Raw genomic sequence first — 17,794 nt, 5'->3', positions numbered from 1 at the left:
AATCAATCGAGCGCTGTCGCCGCCGCAGCGACGATTGCTTCCGACAACTCCTCCAGCGCAGCAGTCTTCAGAGTCCACTGCTGCCAGTACAACGTCACATCGATCCCGGTGCCCGGAGCGAGGTCGACCAGGTCCACACCGATCTCCATCCGATCACACTGTTGCCGAGGCAATACCGCCCAACCGATTCCGTGACGTACTGCCTCTGCGAAGTCTGCGGACGAAGGGATGTAGTGCCTGCGAGTAGGCACCGTCACCGGCCCCCACTGTTGCAAGTAGCGGTCCTGTAGGTCGTCCGAGCGGTCGAATACCAGCATCGGTGCACGCGTCAGCGCCTCGCCCGACGGGCCGTCGGGTAGCCACCTGCGACGAAAGGCCGGCGAGCACATCGGGTGGTACCGCATGATGCCCAGCCTCGTCACCGAACAACCCTGAACCGGCTCGTCGGACGTAGTGACCGCCGCCATGACGACGCCCTGCCGCAACATCTCGGCGGAGTGATCCTGATCCTCTCGACGGACGTCGAAGTCGACATGGTCGGACAGCTCGGCGAGCGCTGGGAGCACCCAGGTATTCAGCGAATCGCCGTTGACCGCAATCGGCACACTGGTGGGTCTCTGCGCGAGCCCGTCGACCGTCACCTCGGCGATGAGCGCACCGATCTGATGCGCGAGACGAAGGTAGGGCGTTCCGGCCGCCGTCACTTGAACTGGCTTGGACCTGCGTAGTAGCACGGTTCCCGCCGCCGTTTCCAGGGACTTCACCCGCTGACTGATGGCGGAGGGCGTGACGTGCAGTCGACGTGCGGCGGCGTCGAACGATCCCTCGTCGACCACCGCTGCCAACGCTTCGAGCTGCGGCAGATCCAGATTCGACATAAGAGATGCTAACGCAGCATCAGAAACTTTCGCTGTACTTAATCTTGGACCTCTCCTAGCTTGTGATCATGACCTTCTCGCTCGCACCCACACTCGCCGGATTCGCATTCGGTCTCTCGTTGATCGTCGCGATCGGTGCACAGAATGCGTTCGTGCTGAGGCAGGGCATCGAACGCCGACACGTTCTCGCCGTCGTCGCCGTGTGCGCCGTGTCCGACATCCTTCTCATCGGCGCGGGCATCGCCGGGGCCGGATTCATCGTCGATTCCGCGCCGGGATTGCTGAAGTTCGCCTACTGGGGCGGCGCCGCATTCCTCATCTGTTACGGACTTCTGTCGGCTCGGCGCGCGTACCGGCCGACATCGTTGACGACCGAGCACACTCCTGATCCCGCGCGGATCGGAACGGCGATCGTCACAGCCTGCGCGCTGACCTGGCTCAATCCCCACGTCTACCTGGACACCGTCGTGCTGCTCGGATCGGTCGCGGCAACCTACGACACGGCACGAGTGTGGTTCGGCGTCGGCGCAGCGACGGCCAGCATCGTATGGTTCACCGCCCTCGGATTCGGTGCGCGTCTCCTACGGCCAGCGTTTTCGAAGCCGTCAGCGTGGCGAATTCTGGACGGCGCCATCGCAGCGTTCATGCTCGCCCTTGGAGCCACCTTGGTAGCCCAGGCGGTAAATAGTTAGTGCACTAACTATTCGTGTACGATTCAAATATGCCTGACGAAGATCCCCTCGCGTTGGATCGGCAGGTGTGCTTTGCCCTCGCTGTCGCCAACCGGGCAGTCCTGGCCGTCTATCGACCACTACTCGAGCCGATGGGCCTCACCCACCCCCAGTACCTGGTCATGCTCGCGCTGTGGGGATCGTCGCCGATGTCGGTCAAAGCCATCGGCAGTGCCCTCCAGCTCGACTCCCCAACCCTCTCGCCCCTCCTCAAACGTCTGGAAGCAGGCGGTCTGATCATGCGGGCGAGGAACGCTTCCGACGAACGTCAGCTCGAGGTTCGACTGACACCGGCGGGAGTTGCGATGAGGAAGCAAGCGGAAAAAATTCCACCCGCGGTCATCGAGAAGCTTGGAGTCGATATCGCCGAGCTGGAAGAGCTACACACGGTGCTCGGACGAATCAACCGAGCCGCGATAGACGCAGGAGCGCTGGCATGACCGACCGAACACGTCCGAATGCAGCCCAATGGCTGGGCTACGTCCTGGGACGGAAGCTTCCGATGTCGATGCAGGACTGGGTTCGAAACGACCTCGTCGGCAAGGGCGCAGTACCGAGACACCTACTACGGTCGATGATTCCGTTCCTGCCCATCTTCATCGGCTTTCTCGTGTTGTTCCCCGGCGCCCTGTGGCTGCGCGGCGCAATGGTTCTCCTGAGCGTGTTGCTCGCTCTGTTCTACACGGTGGCATTCATGGAGCTCAACCGCGCTCGCAGACTCGAATTACACGGTCTCCCTTCGAATCTGAAGAGTGACCGCAAACGGGCGGCACTCGACTCCGAACGTGTCAGGTACGAGCAATTGCACCTCGCAGATCGTCCCCCACGATAAAATCTGTTGCGCTGGAGCCAAATACGTCGGTAATCAACCGACGATGATTCTGTCCCCCACCGCGATCACGGCACGGCTCAGACTTTTCGACGCATGCCGACTCAGAGGTCCCTCACCTATTCGCAGTGCATGAATGGTCATCAGCAACTCGATGAGCGTTCTCGTCGACAGCGTATGCGAGGCATGCGCCGCTGCTGCCGCGCGCTTGGTGGCGGGGACCGGGACAGGCGGCAGGTAGTCGAATGCGCGCTGAACGTGCTCCTCTTCGAATTCACGTCGCAGCGCCGAGGCGTCTGCAGTGGCGCCAGGTAGGTGATAGTGCAGCAGTCGTGACTCGTCCGGGTGCTTCTCGACCCACGTCCAAACCGCGAGGATGACGGGTTCCAACGATGGCACTTCGCTGGAATCTTCCTGTGCGCGAACTTCGCCCACGACCTCGTTGACCATGTCGAGCACGCGCCGCATCGCGAGCTCGAACAACTCGTCTTTCCCGGCGAAGTGGTAGTAGACCGCAGACGGTACGACATCAGCCTCGTCTGCCACGTCCTGGATGCTTGCATCGGAGAAGCTCTTTGCCGCGAAAACTCGAATCGCAGCCGCGACGATTTCATGTCGTCGCGACGGCCTGTGCGGCGACTTCTTTCCCACCTTGTCGTCAGCCCCCTGATCACTCACCTGACAAGCTCACCTCTCGTAGGACGAAGCACTAGTGTTGCATGACCGTAGTCCTAGGAGAGTGAATGTCGGCAACACTGAAGCGACCAGCGCACCGCCCCTCGCGCCGTGGGGTCATCGTAGAAACAGCGTTCGAGTTGTTCGCGTCCCGACCAGTCGATTCCGTGACGGTCGCCGATATCGCAGCCGCCGCCGAAATGACGTCGGCAGCGATCTACTATCACTACCCGTCGCGCGAGGAAATCCTGCTGGAGGGTCTGCGTGAATTCGCTGCCGAGTATGTCGGCGAGATCGAGCGAATCGCGCTGGAGGTGGTGATTCCGGCTCGCAACATGGGCTCGCTCGTCGAACCACTCGTGGCGTGGCTGTCGGACAACCGCACTAGCTCGACCGTGTACTTCGTTCAATCCCGTGGGGCAAGTCAGCAGGTCGAAGCGATTCGTCGCTCGAATGCGCTCGTGCTGATTCCGGTTCTGAGTTCCGCGGCCAAGAAAGCCAGAGGAAGACTGTCCGCCGCCGAAGCCAGCGTCGTAGCGGTCGCCATGATCGCGCAGATCGAAATCTTCGCCTCGGCATTCCTGTCCGAGGACCGCTCCTTCACGACGCTCGGCCGCCGGCGGTTCATCCAGTCCGGAGCAGGCTTGGCCGATCGAATCGCGGGAACCACTACGACCTGACCACCTGCCGCTTCGGTCCTACGCTCGACCCATGACTGGAACCGTCGACGAATACCTCGCTCCCTTCTCGGATCAGGCTGCCGAAATGATGCTGGAATTCCGCGAAGCTGTGCTCGCATCCGGCCCGGAGGTTCTCGAGAAGGTCCACCGCACTGAAATCTCGTGGTCACGAAAGCGCGTCTTCGCCGGCGCATTCGTGAAGTCAGGGCGCCTGGAGGTCTCGTTTCACCTGCTTCGCGCGGTCGAGCATCCCCGATTGCGCGAGTCGTTCTACACGACGAAGAAGGTCGTCACGCATCGGCTGGCGTTCGACGAACCCGGCCAAATCGACGAAAAAATCCGATCGTGGTTGGTGGAGGCCTACGAGACAGTCGGGCCCGGTACGCGGTGAATGACGTCGGGAGTCAGGCTGCAACCTGAGTTGCACCGTCGCCTGCGCAGGTTTCAGCCAACGCGCAAGTTGCAACGTGCGCACCTGCTGGAAGGTGCGCATTCGGGCCAACCGGCTTGGAAAGTGGGCGCAGAGGGGTTCGAACCCCCGACCGCTGGTGTGTAAAACCAGAGCTCTACCGCTGAGCTATACGCCCGAGTGCCGGTGGCCGAAACCACCGGAACGCTTGGAGAAATTTATCGTCTCAGCGCCCGATCTCCAATTCGGCAGGTCAGGCGCCTACAAAAGCTCACACCGAAGCCAGAGCCGTCTCCCACGCTGATGGATCACGCGCTTCTCCCGGCTGGTTCATCTCCGCGTACCGAATGACTCCGTCTTTGTCGATGACGAAGGTGCCTCGGTTGGCGAAGCCGGCTTTGTCGTTGAACACCCCGTACGCCTGGGCGACGGATCCGTGCGGCCAGAAGTCCGACAGCAGCGGAAAGGTGTACCCCTGCTCGGCCGCCCAGATCTTGTGCGTCGGCGGAGGGCCGACAGAGATCGCGAGAATGGCGGTGTCGTCGTTCTCGAACTTGGGCAGACCGTCACGGACCTTGCACAGTTCGCCCTGGCAAGTCCCCGTGAACGCGAGTGGATAGAAGACCAGTAGGACGTTCTTGCCGCCGCGGTACGACGACAAGGTCACTTCCTGATTGTTCTGGTCCTTGAGGGTGAAGTCGGGCGCCTCTGCGCCCACCTCGAGTGGCATCGAATCCGGTCTTTCTGTTCGAGGGGTCGCTACCGTTTGGTCGCCCGAGTCTTCGGCTGCACCAGTCGGCTGCCGATCCAGTCACCGAGATTGGCGGCCGAGGTCTGCGTCAACCCTGCGGTCGGCGCCGATTCGGCGATCTCACTCGGCTCGACGTGCCCCGGGAGTCCGGTCTTGGGGCTGAGAACCCAGACGAATCCATCGTCCGAGAGCGGACCGATGGCATCCATCAGTGCGTCGACAAGATCACCGTCGCCGTCGCGCCACCACAGCAACACCACGTCGATGACCTCGTCGGAGTCCTCGTCGACAGTCTCACCGCCGATGGTGTCCTCTACGTCGGCACGCAGGTCGTCGTCTGTGTCCTCGTCCCAGCCCAGCTCCTGAACGACCAAGTCGCGGGTGATTCCAAGTTTCTGAGCGTAGTTCTGAGCGTCCGCCGCGGCGACCACGGTGGTGACCTCCTTGCATAGTGGGTGAAGTAGTGCAAGCGAACAGTGTTTTCGCCGCATCCGCAAGCTGACCGCGCCGAAATTGCGTACATAAATTTCTACTGGTGGGTATTGGGCCTCTGTACTACCTTCGCGAAACATCTGTAGGAGGATTGAGGAGAATCACTGGAATGAGGAACGCGGCCCGCCATCACAGAGCGCGAGTTGCATGGAACGGCCGCCGCACCGAGCGACCGCCACATTGAGGAGTACACACGTTGTCCGAGTTGAACCAGGACGATCGGCAGAACACACAACCTGCCGGCAAGCCGAGTGGGCCTACCGGCTCTGACGGTCGGGTACGCGTCATCCGCGAGGGTGTCGCGTCGTATCTACCCGACATCGACAATGACGAGACCAACGAATGGATCGAATCCTTCGACGGCTTGTTGGAGAGGTCGGGCCCCAACCGCGCTCGCTACCTGATGCTCAGGTTGCTCGAGCGCGCCGGTGAACGCCGCGTGGCACTGCCGTCGCTGACTTCGACCGACTACGTCAACACGATCCCCACCGAGAACGAGCCGTGGTTTCCCGGTGACGAATCGATGGAGCGCCGCTACCGCGCGTGGATCCGTTGGAACGCCGCAATCATGGTGCATCGCGCGCAGCGCCCCGGCGTCGGCGTCGGCGGTCACATCTCGACGTACGCGTCCTCCGCAGCGCTCTACGAGGTCGGCTTCAACCACTTCTTCCGCGGCAAGGACCACCCGGGCGGTGGCGACCACATCTTCATCCAGGGCCACGCCTCCCCCGGCATCTACGCACGCGCATTCCTCGAAGGCCGCATCCCGGCCGAGCGGATGGACGGCTTCCGTCAGGAAGCGAGCCACGAGCACGAGGGTGGCGGACTGCCGTCGTACCCGCACCCGCGATTGATGCAGGATTTCTGGGAATTCCCGACGGTGTCGATGGGCCTGGGCCCGATGAACGCCATCTACCAGGCGCGTTTCAACCACTACCTGAATGACCGCGGGATCAAGGACACCACCGATCAGCATGTGTGGGCGTTCCTCGGCGACGGCGAGATGGACGAGCCCGAATCACGCGGCCTCGCACATGTGGCCGCGACCGAAGGTCTCGACAACCTGACCTTCGTCGTCAACTGCAACCTGCAGCGCCTCGACGGCCCGGTACGCGGCAACGGCAAGATCATCCAGGAGCTGGAGTCTTTCTTCCGCGGCGCAGGCTGGAATGTCATCAAGGTCGTGTGGGGACGCGAGTGGGATGCACTGCTGCACGCGGACCGCGACGGCGCGCTCGTCAATCTGATGAACACCACCCCCGACGGCGATTTCCAGACGTACAAGGCCAACGACGGTGGCTACGTACGTGACAACTTCTTCGGTCGCGATCCGCGTACCAAGGAACTGGTCAAGGACTTGTCCGACGCCGATATCTGGAACCTCAAGCGCGGTGGCCACGACTACCGCAAGGTCCACGCTGCTTACGCGGCGGCGATGGCGCACAAGGGTCAGCCGACGGTCATCCTTGCCCACACCATCAAGGGCTACACCCTCGGCAAGCACTTCGAAGGCCGTAATGCCACGCACCAGATGAAGAAGCTGACACTCGACGACCTCAAGACCTTCCGGGACATCCAGCACATCCCGATCTCCGACGAGGAGCTCGAGAAGGACCCCTACATGCCGCCGTACTACCACCCCGGTGCGGATGCTCCCGAGATCCAGTACATGCTCGATCGTCGCAACAAGCTCGGCGGTTTCGTCCCCGAGCGTCGCGTCAGCGCCACGCCGCTTCCGCAGCCGAGCGACGACACGTACAAGACGCTTCGCAAGGGCTCGGGCAAGCAGGAAGTCGCCACCACGATGGCGCTCGTGCGAGTGATGAAGGAACTTCTTCGCGACAAGGAGATCGGGCACCGCATCGTGCCGATCATCCCCGACGAGGCCCGCACGTTCGGTATGGACTCGTGGTTCCCGTCGCTGAAGATCTACAACCGCAACGGCCAGCTGTACACCTCGGTGGACTCGGAATTGATGCTCGCCTACAAGGAGAGCTCGGTCGGCCAGATCCTGCACGAGGGCATCAACGAGGCCGGTTCTACGTCGTCGTTCACCGCGGTCGGAACCTCGTACGCCACCCACGGCGAGGTCATGATCCCGCTGTACATCTTCTACTCGATGTTCGGTTTCCAGCGCACCGGCGACGGTTTGTGGGCCGCAGCCGATCAGATGGCCCGCGGATTCGTACTCGGCGCAACGGCAGGTCGCACAACCCTGACGGGTGAGGGTCTGCAGCACGCCGACGGTCACTCGCTGCTGTTGGCGTCGACCAACCCGGCTGCAGTCGCGTACGACCCGGCGTTCTCGTACGAAATCGCGCACATCGTCAAGGACGGTCTGCGTCGGATGTACGGCGGCACCGAGGGTGTAGAAGGTTTCGGCGGCGAGAACATCTTCTACTACATCACTCTCTACAACGAGCCGTACGTGCAGCCGGCCGAGCCGGAGAACCTCGACGTCGAGGGTCTGCTGAAGGGCATCTATCGGTTCGAGGCTCCGCAGGACGGCGACGGACCCGAGGCACAGCTGTTGGCATCGGGCGTCGGGATGGTCTCGGCCCGTAAGGCTCGCGAGCTGCTGTTCGAGGAGTGGGGTGTGCGTTCGGCTGTGTGGTCCGTGACGTCGTGGGGCGAGCTGCGCCGCGACGGCGTCGACGCCGAGCGGGAGTCGCTTCGCAACCCCGGTGCCGACAAGCGCGTTCCGTTCGTCACCTCGGCGCTGGCCGACGCGAACGGCCCGGTCATCGCGTCCTCGGATTGGATGCGTGCGGTTCCGGACCAGATCCGTCAGTGGGTTCCGGGCGATTACGTCACGCTCGGAACCGACGGCTTCGGCTTCTCCGACACCCGTCCGGCTGCGCGACGTGTATTCAACGTCGACGCGGAATCGATCGTCGTCGCCGCCCTGTCGGCTCTGGCTGCGTCCGGCGAGATCGACAAGTCCAAGGCAGTCGAAGCGGCGGACAAGTACAAGATCGACGACGTGACGGCAGCGCCCACGTCGTTCGCCGACACCGGTTCTGCGTAACCACTTCGGTGACAACCCTCGCCCGTCCACTGGTGTCCGTTTTCTCGGGCATCGGTGGGCGGGCGTAGGTTTTTCTCATGGTCGACACGAGAGCGGAGCCTGCGGAGTGACCCAGGAGATGAGAGCGGAGCCTGCGGAGTGACCCGAGAGACCAGAGCGGAGCCTGCGGAGTGACCGAGCAGGGCAAGAACCCGGACGATAAGCGTTCCGGGTCCAACCGTGACGAGTACGTAAGCGACAGCTACATCACCGACAACGAGGTTCATCTGCCGGTCAAAGCGCTCACGCCTGCACGTCAGAAGCGCGATCCGCTGCCTGACGCACTACTGCGGCGCGTCAAGCAGTTCTCCGGTCGGTTGTCGACGGAGGCCGTGACGGCCATGCAGGATCAGTTGCCGTTCTTCGGTGGTCTCGACGCGGCACAGCGAGCAAGCGTGCAGTTGTTGATCCAGACCGCGGTGGACAACTTCTTGGAATGGCTGAAGAACCCGCAGAGCGATATCCGGTTCAGCCTCGATGCATTCCAGGTCATTCCGCAAGATCTGGCCCGCCGGCTTACGCTGCGTCAGACGGTCGACATGGTCCGTGTCGCGATGGAGTTCTTCGAACAGTGGCTGCCCGCGCTGGCACGCAACGACCAGCAGCTCGTCGCTCTGACCGAGGCTGTCCTGCGATACGGCCGCGAGTTGGGGTTCGCAGCGGCGTCGGTCTATGCCAGTGCCGCAGAATCTCGCGGGGCCTGGGACACACGGCTCGAGGCGTTGGTGGTCGACGCCGTGGTCCGGGGCGACACGGGATCGGACATGCTGTCGCGAGCTGCAACGCTCAACTGGGATGCAACGGCACCTGCCACCGTCCTGGTGGGTACGCCTCCGGACAACTTGGGCGTCTCGGTGGTGGGGACGGTGCACGCGGTGGCACAGAAGCACGGTCGTGCCGCTCTTGCAGTCGTCCAGGGAACCCGTCTGGTGATGGTGGTCAGTGGCCAGCTGTCCGACGACCCGACGAGTAGTTCCTTTCTTGACGAAATGCTGCAGAATTTTTCGGACGGTCCGGTTGTGATCGGCCCGACGACGCGCACATTGGGTGCAGCGCATTCGAGTGCGGTCGAGGCTTTCGCCGGAATGCAGGCGGTAGCGGGATGGCGCGGTGCCCCCCGGCCGGTACACGCTGGAGAGCTGCTACCCGAGCGCGCGTTGCTCGGTGACGCGGCCGCGATCGCCGCGCTCAACGACCTCCTCGTGCTTCCGCTGTCCTCGGCAGGTTCCGGCCTCGCCGATACTCTCGACGCCTACCTCGACTGCGGTGGCGCGGTCGAAACTTGTGCGCGTCTGCTGTTTGTTCATCCAAATACTGTGCGATATCGGCTCAAAAGAATAGCCGAAGTCACAGGACGAGATCCGACATCATCCCGTGATGCGTACGTGTTGAGGGTTGCGGCAACGGTAGGTCGTCTGACTCGAACCCATCACGAACCGCACTATCCTGCCCCACAGATCACACACGTCACATTCGGTGAAGTGGTCACGTAACGCCTACACCCGCTTCGGCGATGCAAACCCTCCACAAGCCCGTTTGTTGGGTATTCACAAATTGGGGGTCGAAGGTTCATCGGGAGCGACATCTCCTAAACAGGCCTCGACGGTGTTCTCTTAACGATGTGATTGCGTTGCTTGCGCCCGGCCAGGGCTCCCAGACACCCGGCATGCTTCTGCCATGGCTCGAACTACCCGGAGCCGCCGATCGCGTTGCCCTGTGGTCCAAGGCGTCCGGTCTCGATCTTGCACGACTCGGTACGACTGCCACCGCGGAGGAGATCACCGATACCTCGGTGACGCAGCCTCTCGTCGTCGCCGCTGCGCTTCTCGCGTTCGAGGAAATCGTCGGACAGGGAATCCTGCCCGCCGACGCGATCATCGCTGGGCACTCCGTCGGAGAGCTTGCCGCCGCCGCAGTGGCAGGGGTGATCACCTCCGACGAGGCAGTGACCCTCGCATCGGTCCGTGGCGCCGAGATGGCAAAGGCGTGTGCGCTCGAGCCGACCGGAATGTCAGCGGTGCTCGGTGGCGACGAAGCCGTCGTTCTCGCCCGCCTCGAAGAACTCGGACTGGAGCCGGCCAACGTCAATGCCGCGGGCCAGATCGTTGCGGCAGGGTTGCTCACAGCACTCGCCGAACTCGCCGAGAACCCTCCAGAGAAGGCACGAGTGCGTGCACTTCCGGTTGCGGGCGCGTTCCACACCCGATTCATGGCATCCGCGCAGGACGCGGTCGCAGCGGCTGTCGCCGCGATCACGCCGTCCGAACCCGTCCGGACGCTGCTGTCGAACTCCGACGGCAAGCCGGTCACATCCGGGGCGGACGCCGTCACCAAACTTGCCGCACAGGTCACGAAACCTGTCCGGTGGGATCTGTGCACTCAGACGCTGCGTGACTCGGCGGTCACTGCTGTGGCAGAGTTGCCGCCGGCCGGAACGCTCATCGGAATCGCAAAGCGTGAGATGCGCGGGACACCGAACCTGGGCCTGAAGAAGCCCGAGGACATCGCCGCACTGGCGGAGCTGATCTAGAGCTCCTAGAGACTTCCCGTGACCGAAATAGTCACGGGTTCGAGGTGCCGTCCTCAGCGGAGGGTCGGCATCTGGCGTCCACGAAGACGTCGGCAGGAAGCGCACGACCAACACCATGACTTCGGCACGCCGATTCACGACGTGCCGATCACCAATAGAAGGGAGCCACTCAAGTGGCCAGCCAGGAAGACCTCATCGCCGGACTTGCAGAGATCATCGAGGAGGTCACGGGCATCGAACCGTCCGAGGTGACCATCGAGAAGTCCTTCGTGGACGACCTCGACATCGACTCACTCTCCATGGTCGAGATCGCAGTGCAGACCGAGGACAAGTACGGCGTGAAGATCCCCGACGAGGACCTCGCAGGTCTGCGTACCGTCGGCGACGCCGTCAACTACATCCAGAAGCTCGAAGCGGAGAACCCCGAAGCCGCAGAAGCTATCAAGGCCAAGCTCGACGACTCCGCGAGCGAGTGACAGGGCCCATGACCAACCCATCCACCGCCAACGGACGCTTCCCCAGTGTCGTCGTCACCAGCCTCGCTGCGACCACGTCACTCGCGGGTGACGTCGATGCCACGTGGAAGGGTCTGCTGAACGGCGACAGCGGAATCGCAACGCTGGAAGACGACTTCGTCGCCGAGTACGACCTGCCCGTGCGGATCGGCGGCCACCTCGCGGTGAACCCGCAGAGCCTGCTCTCGCGGGTCGAGATTCGTCGCCTGAGCTACGTGGAGCAGCTGGCCACCGTGCTCGGTCGTGAGGTCTGGAAGAACGCCGGTACTCCCGACGTCGATCCCCTTCGCCTCGGTGTGTCGATCGGTACCGGTCTCGGTGGCGGCGATTCACTGATCGAGGCCAACGACAAGATGAAGGCCGGCGGCTACCGCAAGGTATCTCCGCTCGCCGTTCAGATGGTCATGCCGAACGGCCCCGCAGCGGTCGTCGGACTCGAGCTCAAAGCACAGGCCGGCGTCATCACCCCCGTCTCTGCCTGCTCCTCGGGATCGGAAGCCATCGCACATGCGTGGCGGATGATCGTGATGGGCGACGCGGACATGGTCGTCACCGGCGGCGTCGAGGGTTACATCGACGCGGTTCCGATCGCCAGCTTCTCCATGATGCGGGCGATGAGCACCAACAACGACAATCCGAAGGGTGCGTCACGTCCGTTCGACAAGGATCGTGACGGCTTCGTCTTCGGTGAAGCGGGTGCGCTCATGGTCATCGAGACCGAGGAGCACGCCAAGGCACGCGGCGCAACGATCCACGCCCGCCTGCTCGGTGCCGGAATCACCTCCGACGGGTTCCACCTCGTGGCTCCCGACCCGGAGGGCAAGGGTGCCGCGCGCGCCATGGCGCGTGCGATCGAGACCGCAGGTCTGCAGAAGTCCGACATCACCCATGTGAACGCCCACGCAACGGCCACTCCCATCGGAGACACCGCCGAAGCGCTGGCGATCAACAAGGCCGTCGGAAATCACGCAGCGGTGTATGCACCCAAGTCCGCTCTGGGCCACTCGATCGGTGCCGTCGGCGCTCTCGAATCGGTTCTGACGGTGCTGGCAGTGCGCGAGGGCATCATCCCTCCCACACTGAATTTGGAGAATCAGGATCCAGAGATCGATCTCGACGTCGTCAAGGGCGAGCCCCGCGTCGGACAGATCGAGTACGCGATCAACAACTCGTTCGGATTCGGTGGGCACAATGTCGCGCTCGCCTTCGGTCGGGCCTGATCTTTACCACAGGGTGACGATCTGACCCGTGCAGGACTCGAACCCGGGTGAGAGCCAACAACTCTCACCCGGGAACGCCCCTCATCGGGGCATGCAGAAGGAGAACGCGATGACCATTCTGTCCCCCGTGACACGCTCGGGTAGTTCCACCGACCCCCGTGATCCAGTCGCCCGACTCGAGAAGCTTTTCGACGCCGGGACGATGATTCCGCTACACGACCACGACAAGTCCGGCCTCCTGGCCGCGTCCGGTGACATCGACGGCGTCCACACCGTCGCCTACTGCTCCGACGCCACCGTGATGGGCGGCGCCATGGGAGTGGACGGATGCAGGCATATCGTCTCCGCCATCGACACCGCGATCGATCGCGGCGCACCCATCGTCGGAATCTGGCATTCCGGTGGTGCTCGGCTCGCTGAGGGCGTCGAAGCGCTCCACGCCGTCGGCCTCGTATTCGAGGCGATGGTTCGCGCCTCCGGCCTCGTCCCACAGATTTCCGTCGTCCTCGGTTTCGCAGCCGGTGGCGCAGCGTACGGTCCAGCTCTGACCGACGTCGTCATCATGGCTCCCGAAGGACGCGTGTTCGTGACCGGACCCGACGTGGTCCGCAGCGTCACCGGCGAGCAAGTAGACATGGAATCGCTCGGTGGCCCTGACACCCACCACAAGAAGTCCGGTGTCTGCCATATCGTCGCCGACGACGAACTGGACGCCCTCACCCGCGCTCGTCGGCTCGTATCGATGTTCAGCGAGCAAGGCACGTTCGACATCGCCGCGGCCGAACACGGCGACACAGACCTACGCGCGCTGCTGCCCGAGTCGAACCGCCGCGCCTACGACGTACATCCGATCATCGACGAGCTGCTGGACAACGTCGAGGGCGAGTCGACCTTCGAAGAGTTCCAGGGTGGTTGGGCCCGCAGCATCGTCATCGGTCTCGGCCGCCTGAGCGGCAGGACCGTCGGCGTGATCGCGAACAATCCGATCCGCCTCGGAGGCTGCCTCAATTCCGAAAGCGCCGAGAAGGCTGCACGATTCGTGCGTTTGTGCGACGCCTTCGGTATCCCGCTCGTCGTGGTCGTCGACGTTCCCGGCTACCTGCCCGGTGTCAGCATGGAATGGGAAGGTGTCGTCCGTCGCGGGGCGAAGCTGCTGCATGCCTTCGCCGAAGCCAAGGTCCCGCGCGTCACGCTCGTCACTCGCAAGATCTACGGCGGCGCCTACATCGCGATGAACGCTCGCGCGCTCGGTGCCACTGCTGTCTACGCGTGGCCGGGTTCGGAGGTGGCCGTCATGGGCGCCAAGGCAGCCGTCGGAATTTTGCACAAGAAGGCGCTTGCTGCGGCCTCCGAAAACGAGCGCGAAGCACTCCACGACCGATTGACAGTCGAGCACGAATCCATTGCAGGAGGCGTCGACCGAGCAGTGGCCATCGGCGTCGTCGACGAAGTGATCGAGCCCGCGCTCACTCGCTCGACCATCGCCAAAGCGCTGGCTGCGGCTCCGGCACTCCGCGGGAACCACAAGAACATCCCGCTCTGATCGAACTCGCACTACAACTGTGCCCCGGTGACTTGTCACCGGGGCACAGTTGTAGTGCGGTCGATAGTCGCTCGGACCTGGGTCTTCTCAGCCCTCGAGCCACTTGTGCGATTGCGCGATCCTGATGAGGACCTGTCGGACGTCGAGAATCTGATCGGCAGTCAACGCACGGTTGGCGTGCAGCAGACCCTCGGTCAATTCCGCAGAAAAATCACGCAGTGACAGCACGTCGCACACGACATCGTCGTACTCGGTCGTTTCGGCGTCAGGCACCACTGCCGGTACCGCCGCCCGAGTGACAGGCTTGGGCGAATCGATGATCTGTACCTGAGCCGCTTTGAGGCCGCGGTCGCCCTCTTCGGCGACGTACTCGACACGAACACCGGGCGCCAGCAGGCGCTTGTCGAAATCCAGATCGTTGACGTGGATGAACACATCCTCGCCGCCCTCGTCCGGAGCGACGAACCCGTATCCCTTGAATTCGTCGAATCGAATGACCTTACCGGTCGACAACATTGAAACCACCTATCCACACGTACCAACCCACATGCCTACCTTGGCACGGTCGCGACGATACCGGACAGCGGAAAAACGAACGTCAGCCAGCGTGGCGACTCAACCAGGTGACCTCGGCGCCACCGCCGCCGGTTCGATACGGCTCCAAAGCTTCGTCCCAGCTACTGCCGAGAGCATGTTCGATTTCCGCAGCGAGGTTGCCGGAATTGCCCTCGATCATCGCCTTCAGTCGCATTTCGCCGAGGATGACGTCGCCGTTGGCACTGGTCGACCCACGCCACAGTCCAAGACCGGGCACATGCGCGAAACGTTCGCCGTCGACACCGTCACTGGCGTCTTCGGTCACCTCGAACCGGAGCATCTGCCACGAGCGCAGAACGCCCGCCAATACGGCGCCGGTGCCGACGGGTCCGACCCAGTTGCTGGTCGCGCGAAGCTGACCATCCGACGAGGGCTGCGCGGACCACTTCAGGTTCGCGCGGCAATCGAGGGCATCCGACAGCGCCCACTCGACATGCGGGCACAGCGCAGCCGGCGATGAGTGGATGTACACCACACCCGCCGTCGTATCCGCGAATTGGTTCGATACGCGCATTTCGAAAACACCTCCAGCTTCGACGAGGGACGTCTTCCCCAACGACCTCGACACGCCTGGATCAGTGCTGCTCTATTGCACGTACTTGTACTAGTGTGCCCCGAGTTGCCCCTGTTGCGCCAGTGCTCTTTTGTTCTTGCTGGTTCACCTGGGGTTATTGTGCAGAATTTCATCCGAGAGCTCGGGCCAGAGCGGCTTTGCCCATTCACCGAACGCGAGATCCGTCAGCACAACCGTCGCCAGGCCCGCATCCGGATCGACCCACAGAAACGTTCCCGACTGGCCGAAGTGGCCGAACGTCCGCACCGAGTTGTCGGCTCCTGTCCAGTGCGGCGACTTGCTGTCGCGGAGCTCGAATCCCAGGCCCCAGTCGTTGGGCTTGTGAGATCCATAGCCGGGCAGAATGCCCGAGAGCCCCTCGAACTGGACCGACGTGGCCGCGGCGAAGGTCGACGGCGACACCAGCGTGGGAGCGAGCAGTTCGGCAGCGAACGCGGACAGATCGGACGCCGACGACCGAGCACCATGCCCCGCCGAGCCCGGCAGCGTGGAACTGGTCATTCCGAGCGGTTGAAACACCGCCTCGTCGAGGTAGTCCGTGAACGCGATGCCGGTGTCCTGAGCGATCGTGTCCGCCAGCACCTCGAAACCCGCACTGGAGTAGATGCGTTTGCTGCCGGGAGCGGCCTGCACCTTCTGCTCACCGAAGGCGAGACCGGACGTGTGCGCGAGCAGATGGCGGACCGTTGATCCGTCCGGCCCTGCGTGCTGCTCGAGATCGATGGCCTCCTCCTCGATCGCGACCAACGCGGCATACGCGACGAGCAGTTTGGTGACCGATGCCAACTCGTAGACCCGATCGAGATCGCCGTACCGATCGACCACCCCGGCCTCGGACACCACCGTCGCCGATGCGTTGTCGACTGGCCAACCTGCGATCAAATCAAGACTGTGCACATCGACAACCCTAGTTCGTGGCCCCCTTTCGCTTGAATGGTCCTCCCACGCCACCTGACCGTATGGATGTGACTTTCAAGCGATGGTGAACTACCGAAACTGCATGAACTACCGGTCGGCGTCGGTGTACTTGATAACGCCGCGGATGTTCTTGCCGTCGAGCATGTCCTGGTATCCGGAGTTGATGTCGTCGAGCGAGTAGGTGTTGGTGATCATGTCGTCGAGGTTGAGCTGCCCGCTCTTGTACATCGACAGCAGAAGCGGGATGTCGTGGCGCGGGTTGCCGCCACCGAAGATTGCGCCCTGCAGATCCTTCTGAAGCATCGTAAACAGGAACAAGTTCAGCTTGACGTCCATGTCCTCCATGCGTCCCATTCCGGTGACGACGCAGCGGCCGGCTTTTGCGGTCAGCAGCAGCGCGGCCTCGATGTCCTCGCCCTTTATCTCGCCGACGGTGATGATCGTCTTCTCCGCCATCCGTCCTTCGGTGAGTTCCATCAGCGGCATCAATGCCTCGGCAGCACTGGCGAATACATGAGTTGCACCGAACTTCAACGCCTGATCACGTTTGAACGGAACAGGATCGATGGCGATGACCTTGGTCGCCCCCGACTGCACGGCACCTTGCAGTGCACTGAGCCCCACTCCCCCGACGCCGATGATGGCTACCGTCTCACCCGGGGTCACCTTGGCGACGTTGACGGCCGAACCCCAACCGGTCGGCACACCGCAGCCGACGAGCGAGGCGACGTCGAAAGGAATATCGTCGTCGATCTTGATGGCGGAGGTCTCGTGCACCGTCATGTACGGCGAGAACGTGCCGAGCAGGCACATCGGGATGACGTCTTGGCCGCGAGCCTGTATCCGAAAGGTGCCGTCACTGATCGCCATTCCACTCAGAAGGCCCATTCCGAGGTCACACAGATTTTGATGCCCGTTTGCGCAGGCCGGACAGTGGCCGCACGACGGGATGAACGACAGGACGACATGGTCGCCCTCCTTCAGGGTCTTGACCTCCGGCCCCACCTTGGTGATGACCCCGGCCCCTTCGTGCCCTCCCATGACGGGGTACGACGGCATCGGCGTCGCGCCGGTGACGATGTGATGGTCGGAGTGGCACATGCCCGCTGCCTCCATGCGGATTTGAACCTCTCCTGCCACCGGGTCCCCGACCTCGATCTCCTCGACCGACCACCGTTCGTTCAGACCCCACAGCACAGCGCCTTTGGTTTTCATTGCGACTTGCCACCTCCACGCCGTCCGGCTCGCCATTCGAGCCGATTGCAGTGAATCCGACGATAGTCACAGAACCGCAAAATTGGAACACGTTCTAGCTATCCGTTTCGATTGGATTCGGAACCGACCGCTCCAGGATTGGGCCGAGGAGGCAATCGATACCGCTCGGC

General features: G+C 62.9%; 19 protein-coding genes and 1 tRNA gene. 11 read left to right on the top strand and 9 right to left on the bottom strand.

Features of this window, described 5'->3' with window-relative positions; all coding sequences use genetic code 11:
• Positions 1-2: 2 nt before the first annotated feature.
• Positions 3-878, bottom strand: a complete 876-nt coding sequence (locus tag ACODSO_RS20615; RefSeq protein WP_068374848.1) for a LysR family transcriptional regulator ArgP — start codon at positions 876-878, stop codon at positions 3-5.
• Positions 879-946: 68 nt separating this feature from the next.
• Between ACODSO_RS20615 and ACODSO_RS20610 the strand changes: the two genes are divergently transcribed.
• From ACODSO_RS20610 to ACODSO_RS20600, 3 genes are read left to right on the top strand one after another with little or no spacing between them, the layout of a single operon-like run.
• Entirely contained in the window at positions 947-1,570 is a 624-nt protein-coding gene (locus ACODSO_RS20610) for a LysE/ArgO family amino acid transporter (RefSeq protein WP_068374878.1), read from the top strand.
• Positions 1,571-1,599: 29 nt separating this feature from the next.
• Positions 1,600-2,049, top strand: a complete 450-nt coding sequence (locus ACODSO_RS20605) for a MarR family winged helix-turn-helix transcriptional regulator (RefSeq protein WP_068374850.1) — start codon at positions 1,600-1,602, stop codon at positions 2,047-2,049.
• Entirely contained in the window at positions 2,046-2,441 is a 396-nt protein-coding gene (locus ACODSO_RS20600) for a DUF5313 family protein (RefSeq protein WP_489038579.1), read from the top strand. Before ACODSO_RS20605 ends, ACODSO_RS20600 begins: the two co-directional genes overlap by 4 nt.
• A 33-nt stretch (positions 2,442-2,474) precedes the next feature.
• Here the strand turns inward: ACODSO_RS20600 and ACODSO_RS20595 are convergent, their stop codons facing one another.
• Positions 2,475-3,116, bottom strand: coding sequence for a TetR/AcrR family transcriptional regulator (locus ACODSO_RS20595; protein ID WP_489038578.1), 642 nt, complete (start codon positions 3,114-3,116; stop codon positions 2,475-2,477).
• A 65-nt stretch (positions 3,117-3,181) separates the two neighbouring features.
• Here ACODSO_RS20595 and ACODSO_RS20590 point away from each other — a divergent pair, with 65 nt between their 5' ends.
• Both ACODSO_RS20590 and ACODSO_RS20585 read left to right on the top strand, forming a co-directional pair.
• Entirely contained in the window at positions 3,182-3,793 is a 612-nt protein-coding gene (locus ACODSO_RS20590) for a TetR/AcrR family transcriptional regulator (protein WP_489038577.1), read from the top strand.
• A gap of 31 nt (positions 3,794-3,824) precedes the next feature.
• On the top strand, positions 3,825-4,184 hold the full coding sequence (locus ACODSO_RS20585) for a DUF5655 domain-containing protein (RefSeq protein ID WP_489038576.1): 360 nt from the start codon (positions 3,825-3,827) through the stop codon (positions 4,182-4,184).
• Between the two features lie 124 nt (positions 4,185-4,308).
• Here the strand turns inward: ACODSO_RS20585 and ACODSO_RS20580 are convergent.
• From ACODSO_RS20580 to ACODSO_RS20570, 3 genes are all read right to left on the bottom strand, one after another.
• Positions 4,309-4,380 (bottom strand) — tRNA-Val (locus ACODSO_RS20580).
• A 93-nt stretch (positions 4,381-4,473) separates the two neighbouring features.
• A complete protein-coding gene (locus ACODSO_RS20575) occupies positions 4,474-4,932 on the bottom strand; it encodes a peroxiredoxin (RefSeq protein ID WP_489038575.1) in 459 nt (152 codons plus the stop codon).
• Positions 4,933-4,961: 29 nt separating this feature from the next.
• Complete coding sequence (locus ACODSO_RS20570; RefSeq protein ID WP_489038574.1) at positions 4,962-5,384, bottom strand: DUF3052 domain-containing protein; 423 nt, start codon at positions 5,382-5,384, stop codon at positions 4,962-4,964.
• A gap of 257 nt (positions 5,385-5,641) precedes the next feature.
• Between ACODSO_RS20570 and aceE the strand changes: the two genes are divergently transcribed.
• From aceE to ACODSO_RS20540, 6 genes are all read left to right on the top strand, one after another.
• Entirely contained in the window at positions 5,642-8,473 is a 2,832-nt protein-coding gene (aceE, locus tag ACODSO_RS20565; RefSeq protein WP_489038573.1) for a pyruvate dehydrogenase (acetyl-transferring), homodimeric type, read from the top strand.
• A gap of 266 nt (positions 8,474-8,739) precedes the next feature.
• Positions 8,740-10,005: a PucR family transcriptional regulator gene (locus ACODSO_RS20560; RefSeq protein WP_489038617.1), complete on the top strand. Its 1,266-nt coding sequence runs from the start codon at positions 8,740-8,742 to the stop codon at positions 10,003-10,005.
• A gap of 128 nt (positions 10,006-10,133) precedes the next feature.
• Positions 10,134-11,042, top strand: a complete 909-nt coding sequence (locus ACODSO_RS20555; protein WP_489038572.1) for an ACP S-malonyltransferase — start codon at positions 10,134-10,136, stop codon at positions 11,040-11,042.
• Positions 11,043-11,215: 173 nt separating this feature from the next.
• The gene (gene acpM, locus ACODSO_RS20550; protein ID WP_027497448.1) at positions 11,216-11,518 is read left to right on the top strand and encodes a meromycolate extension acyl carrier protein AcpM; all 303 of its coding nucleotides are present in this window, start codon (positions 11,216-11,218) and stop codon (positions 11,516-11,518) included.
• A gap of 8 nt (positions 11,519-11,526) precedes the next feature.
• On the top strand, positions 11,527-12,777 hold the full coding sequence (locus ACODSO_RS20545) for a KasA/KasB family beta-ketoacyl-ACP synthase (protein ID WP_489038571.1): 1,251 nt from the start codon (positions 11,527-11,529) through the stop codon (positions 12,775-12,777).
• Positions 12,778-12,886: 109 nt separating this feature from the next.
• Positions 12,887-14,320: an acyl-CoA carboxylase subunit beta gene (locus ACODSO_RS20540; protein WP_489038570.1), complete on the top strand. Its 1,434-nt coding sequence runs from the start codon at positions 12,887-12,889 to the stop codon at positions 14,318-14,320.
• 87 nt (positions 14,321-14,407) lie between these two features.
• Here ACODSO_RS20540 and ACODSO_RS20535 read toward each other — a convergent pair whose 3' ends face one another.
• The 4 genes from ACODSO_RS20535 to ACODSO_RS20520 all read right to left on the bottom strand — a co-directional run bounded on the left by ACODSO_RS20535 (position 14,408) and on the right by ACODSO_RS20520 (position 17,624).
• The gene (locus tag ACODSO_RS20535; protein ID WP_068374912.1) at positions 14,408-14,836 is read right to left on the bottom strand and encodes a cold-shock protein; all 429 of its coding nucleotides are present in this window, start codon (positions 14,834-14,836) and stop codon (positions 14,408-14,410) included.
• An 82-nt stretch (positions 14,837-14,918) separates the two neighbouring features.
• Positions 14,919-15,431 carry a DUF3145 domain-containing protein gene (locus tag ACODSO_RS20530; protein WP_489038569.1) on the bottom strand — a complete coding sequence of 171 codons (513 nt, stop codon included), beginning with the start codon at positions 15,429-15,431 and terminating at the stop codon, positions 14,919-14,921.
• A gap of 144 nt (positions 15,432-15,575) precedes the next feature.
• A complete protein-coding gene (locus tag ACODSO_RS20525) occupies positions 15,576-16,388 on the bottom strand; it encodes a serine hydrolase domain-containing protein (protein WP_489038568.1) in 813 nt (270 codons plus the stop codon).
• 108 nt (positions 16,389-16,496) lie between these two features.
• Positions 16,497-17,624: an NDMA-dependent alcohol dehydrogenase gene (locus ACODSO_RS20520; RefSeq protein WP_068374926.1), complete on the bottom strand. Its 1,128-nt coding sequence runs from the start codon at positions 17,622-17,624 to the stop codon at positions 16,497-16,499.
• Positions 17,625-17,794: the final 170 nt, after the last annotated feature.

The organism is Rhodococcus sp. FG69 (assembly GCF_057808915.1).
Note: the sequence above shows the minus strand (reverse complement) of the source record. Positions and strands in the feature narration are given on the sequence as shown.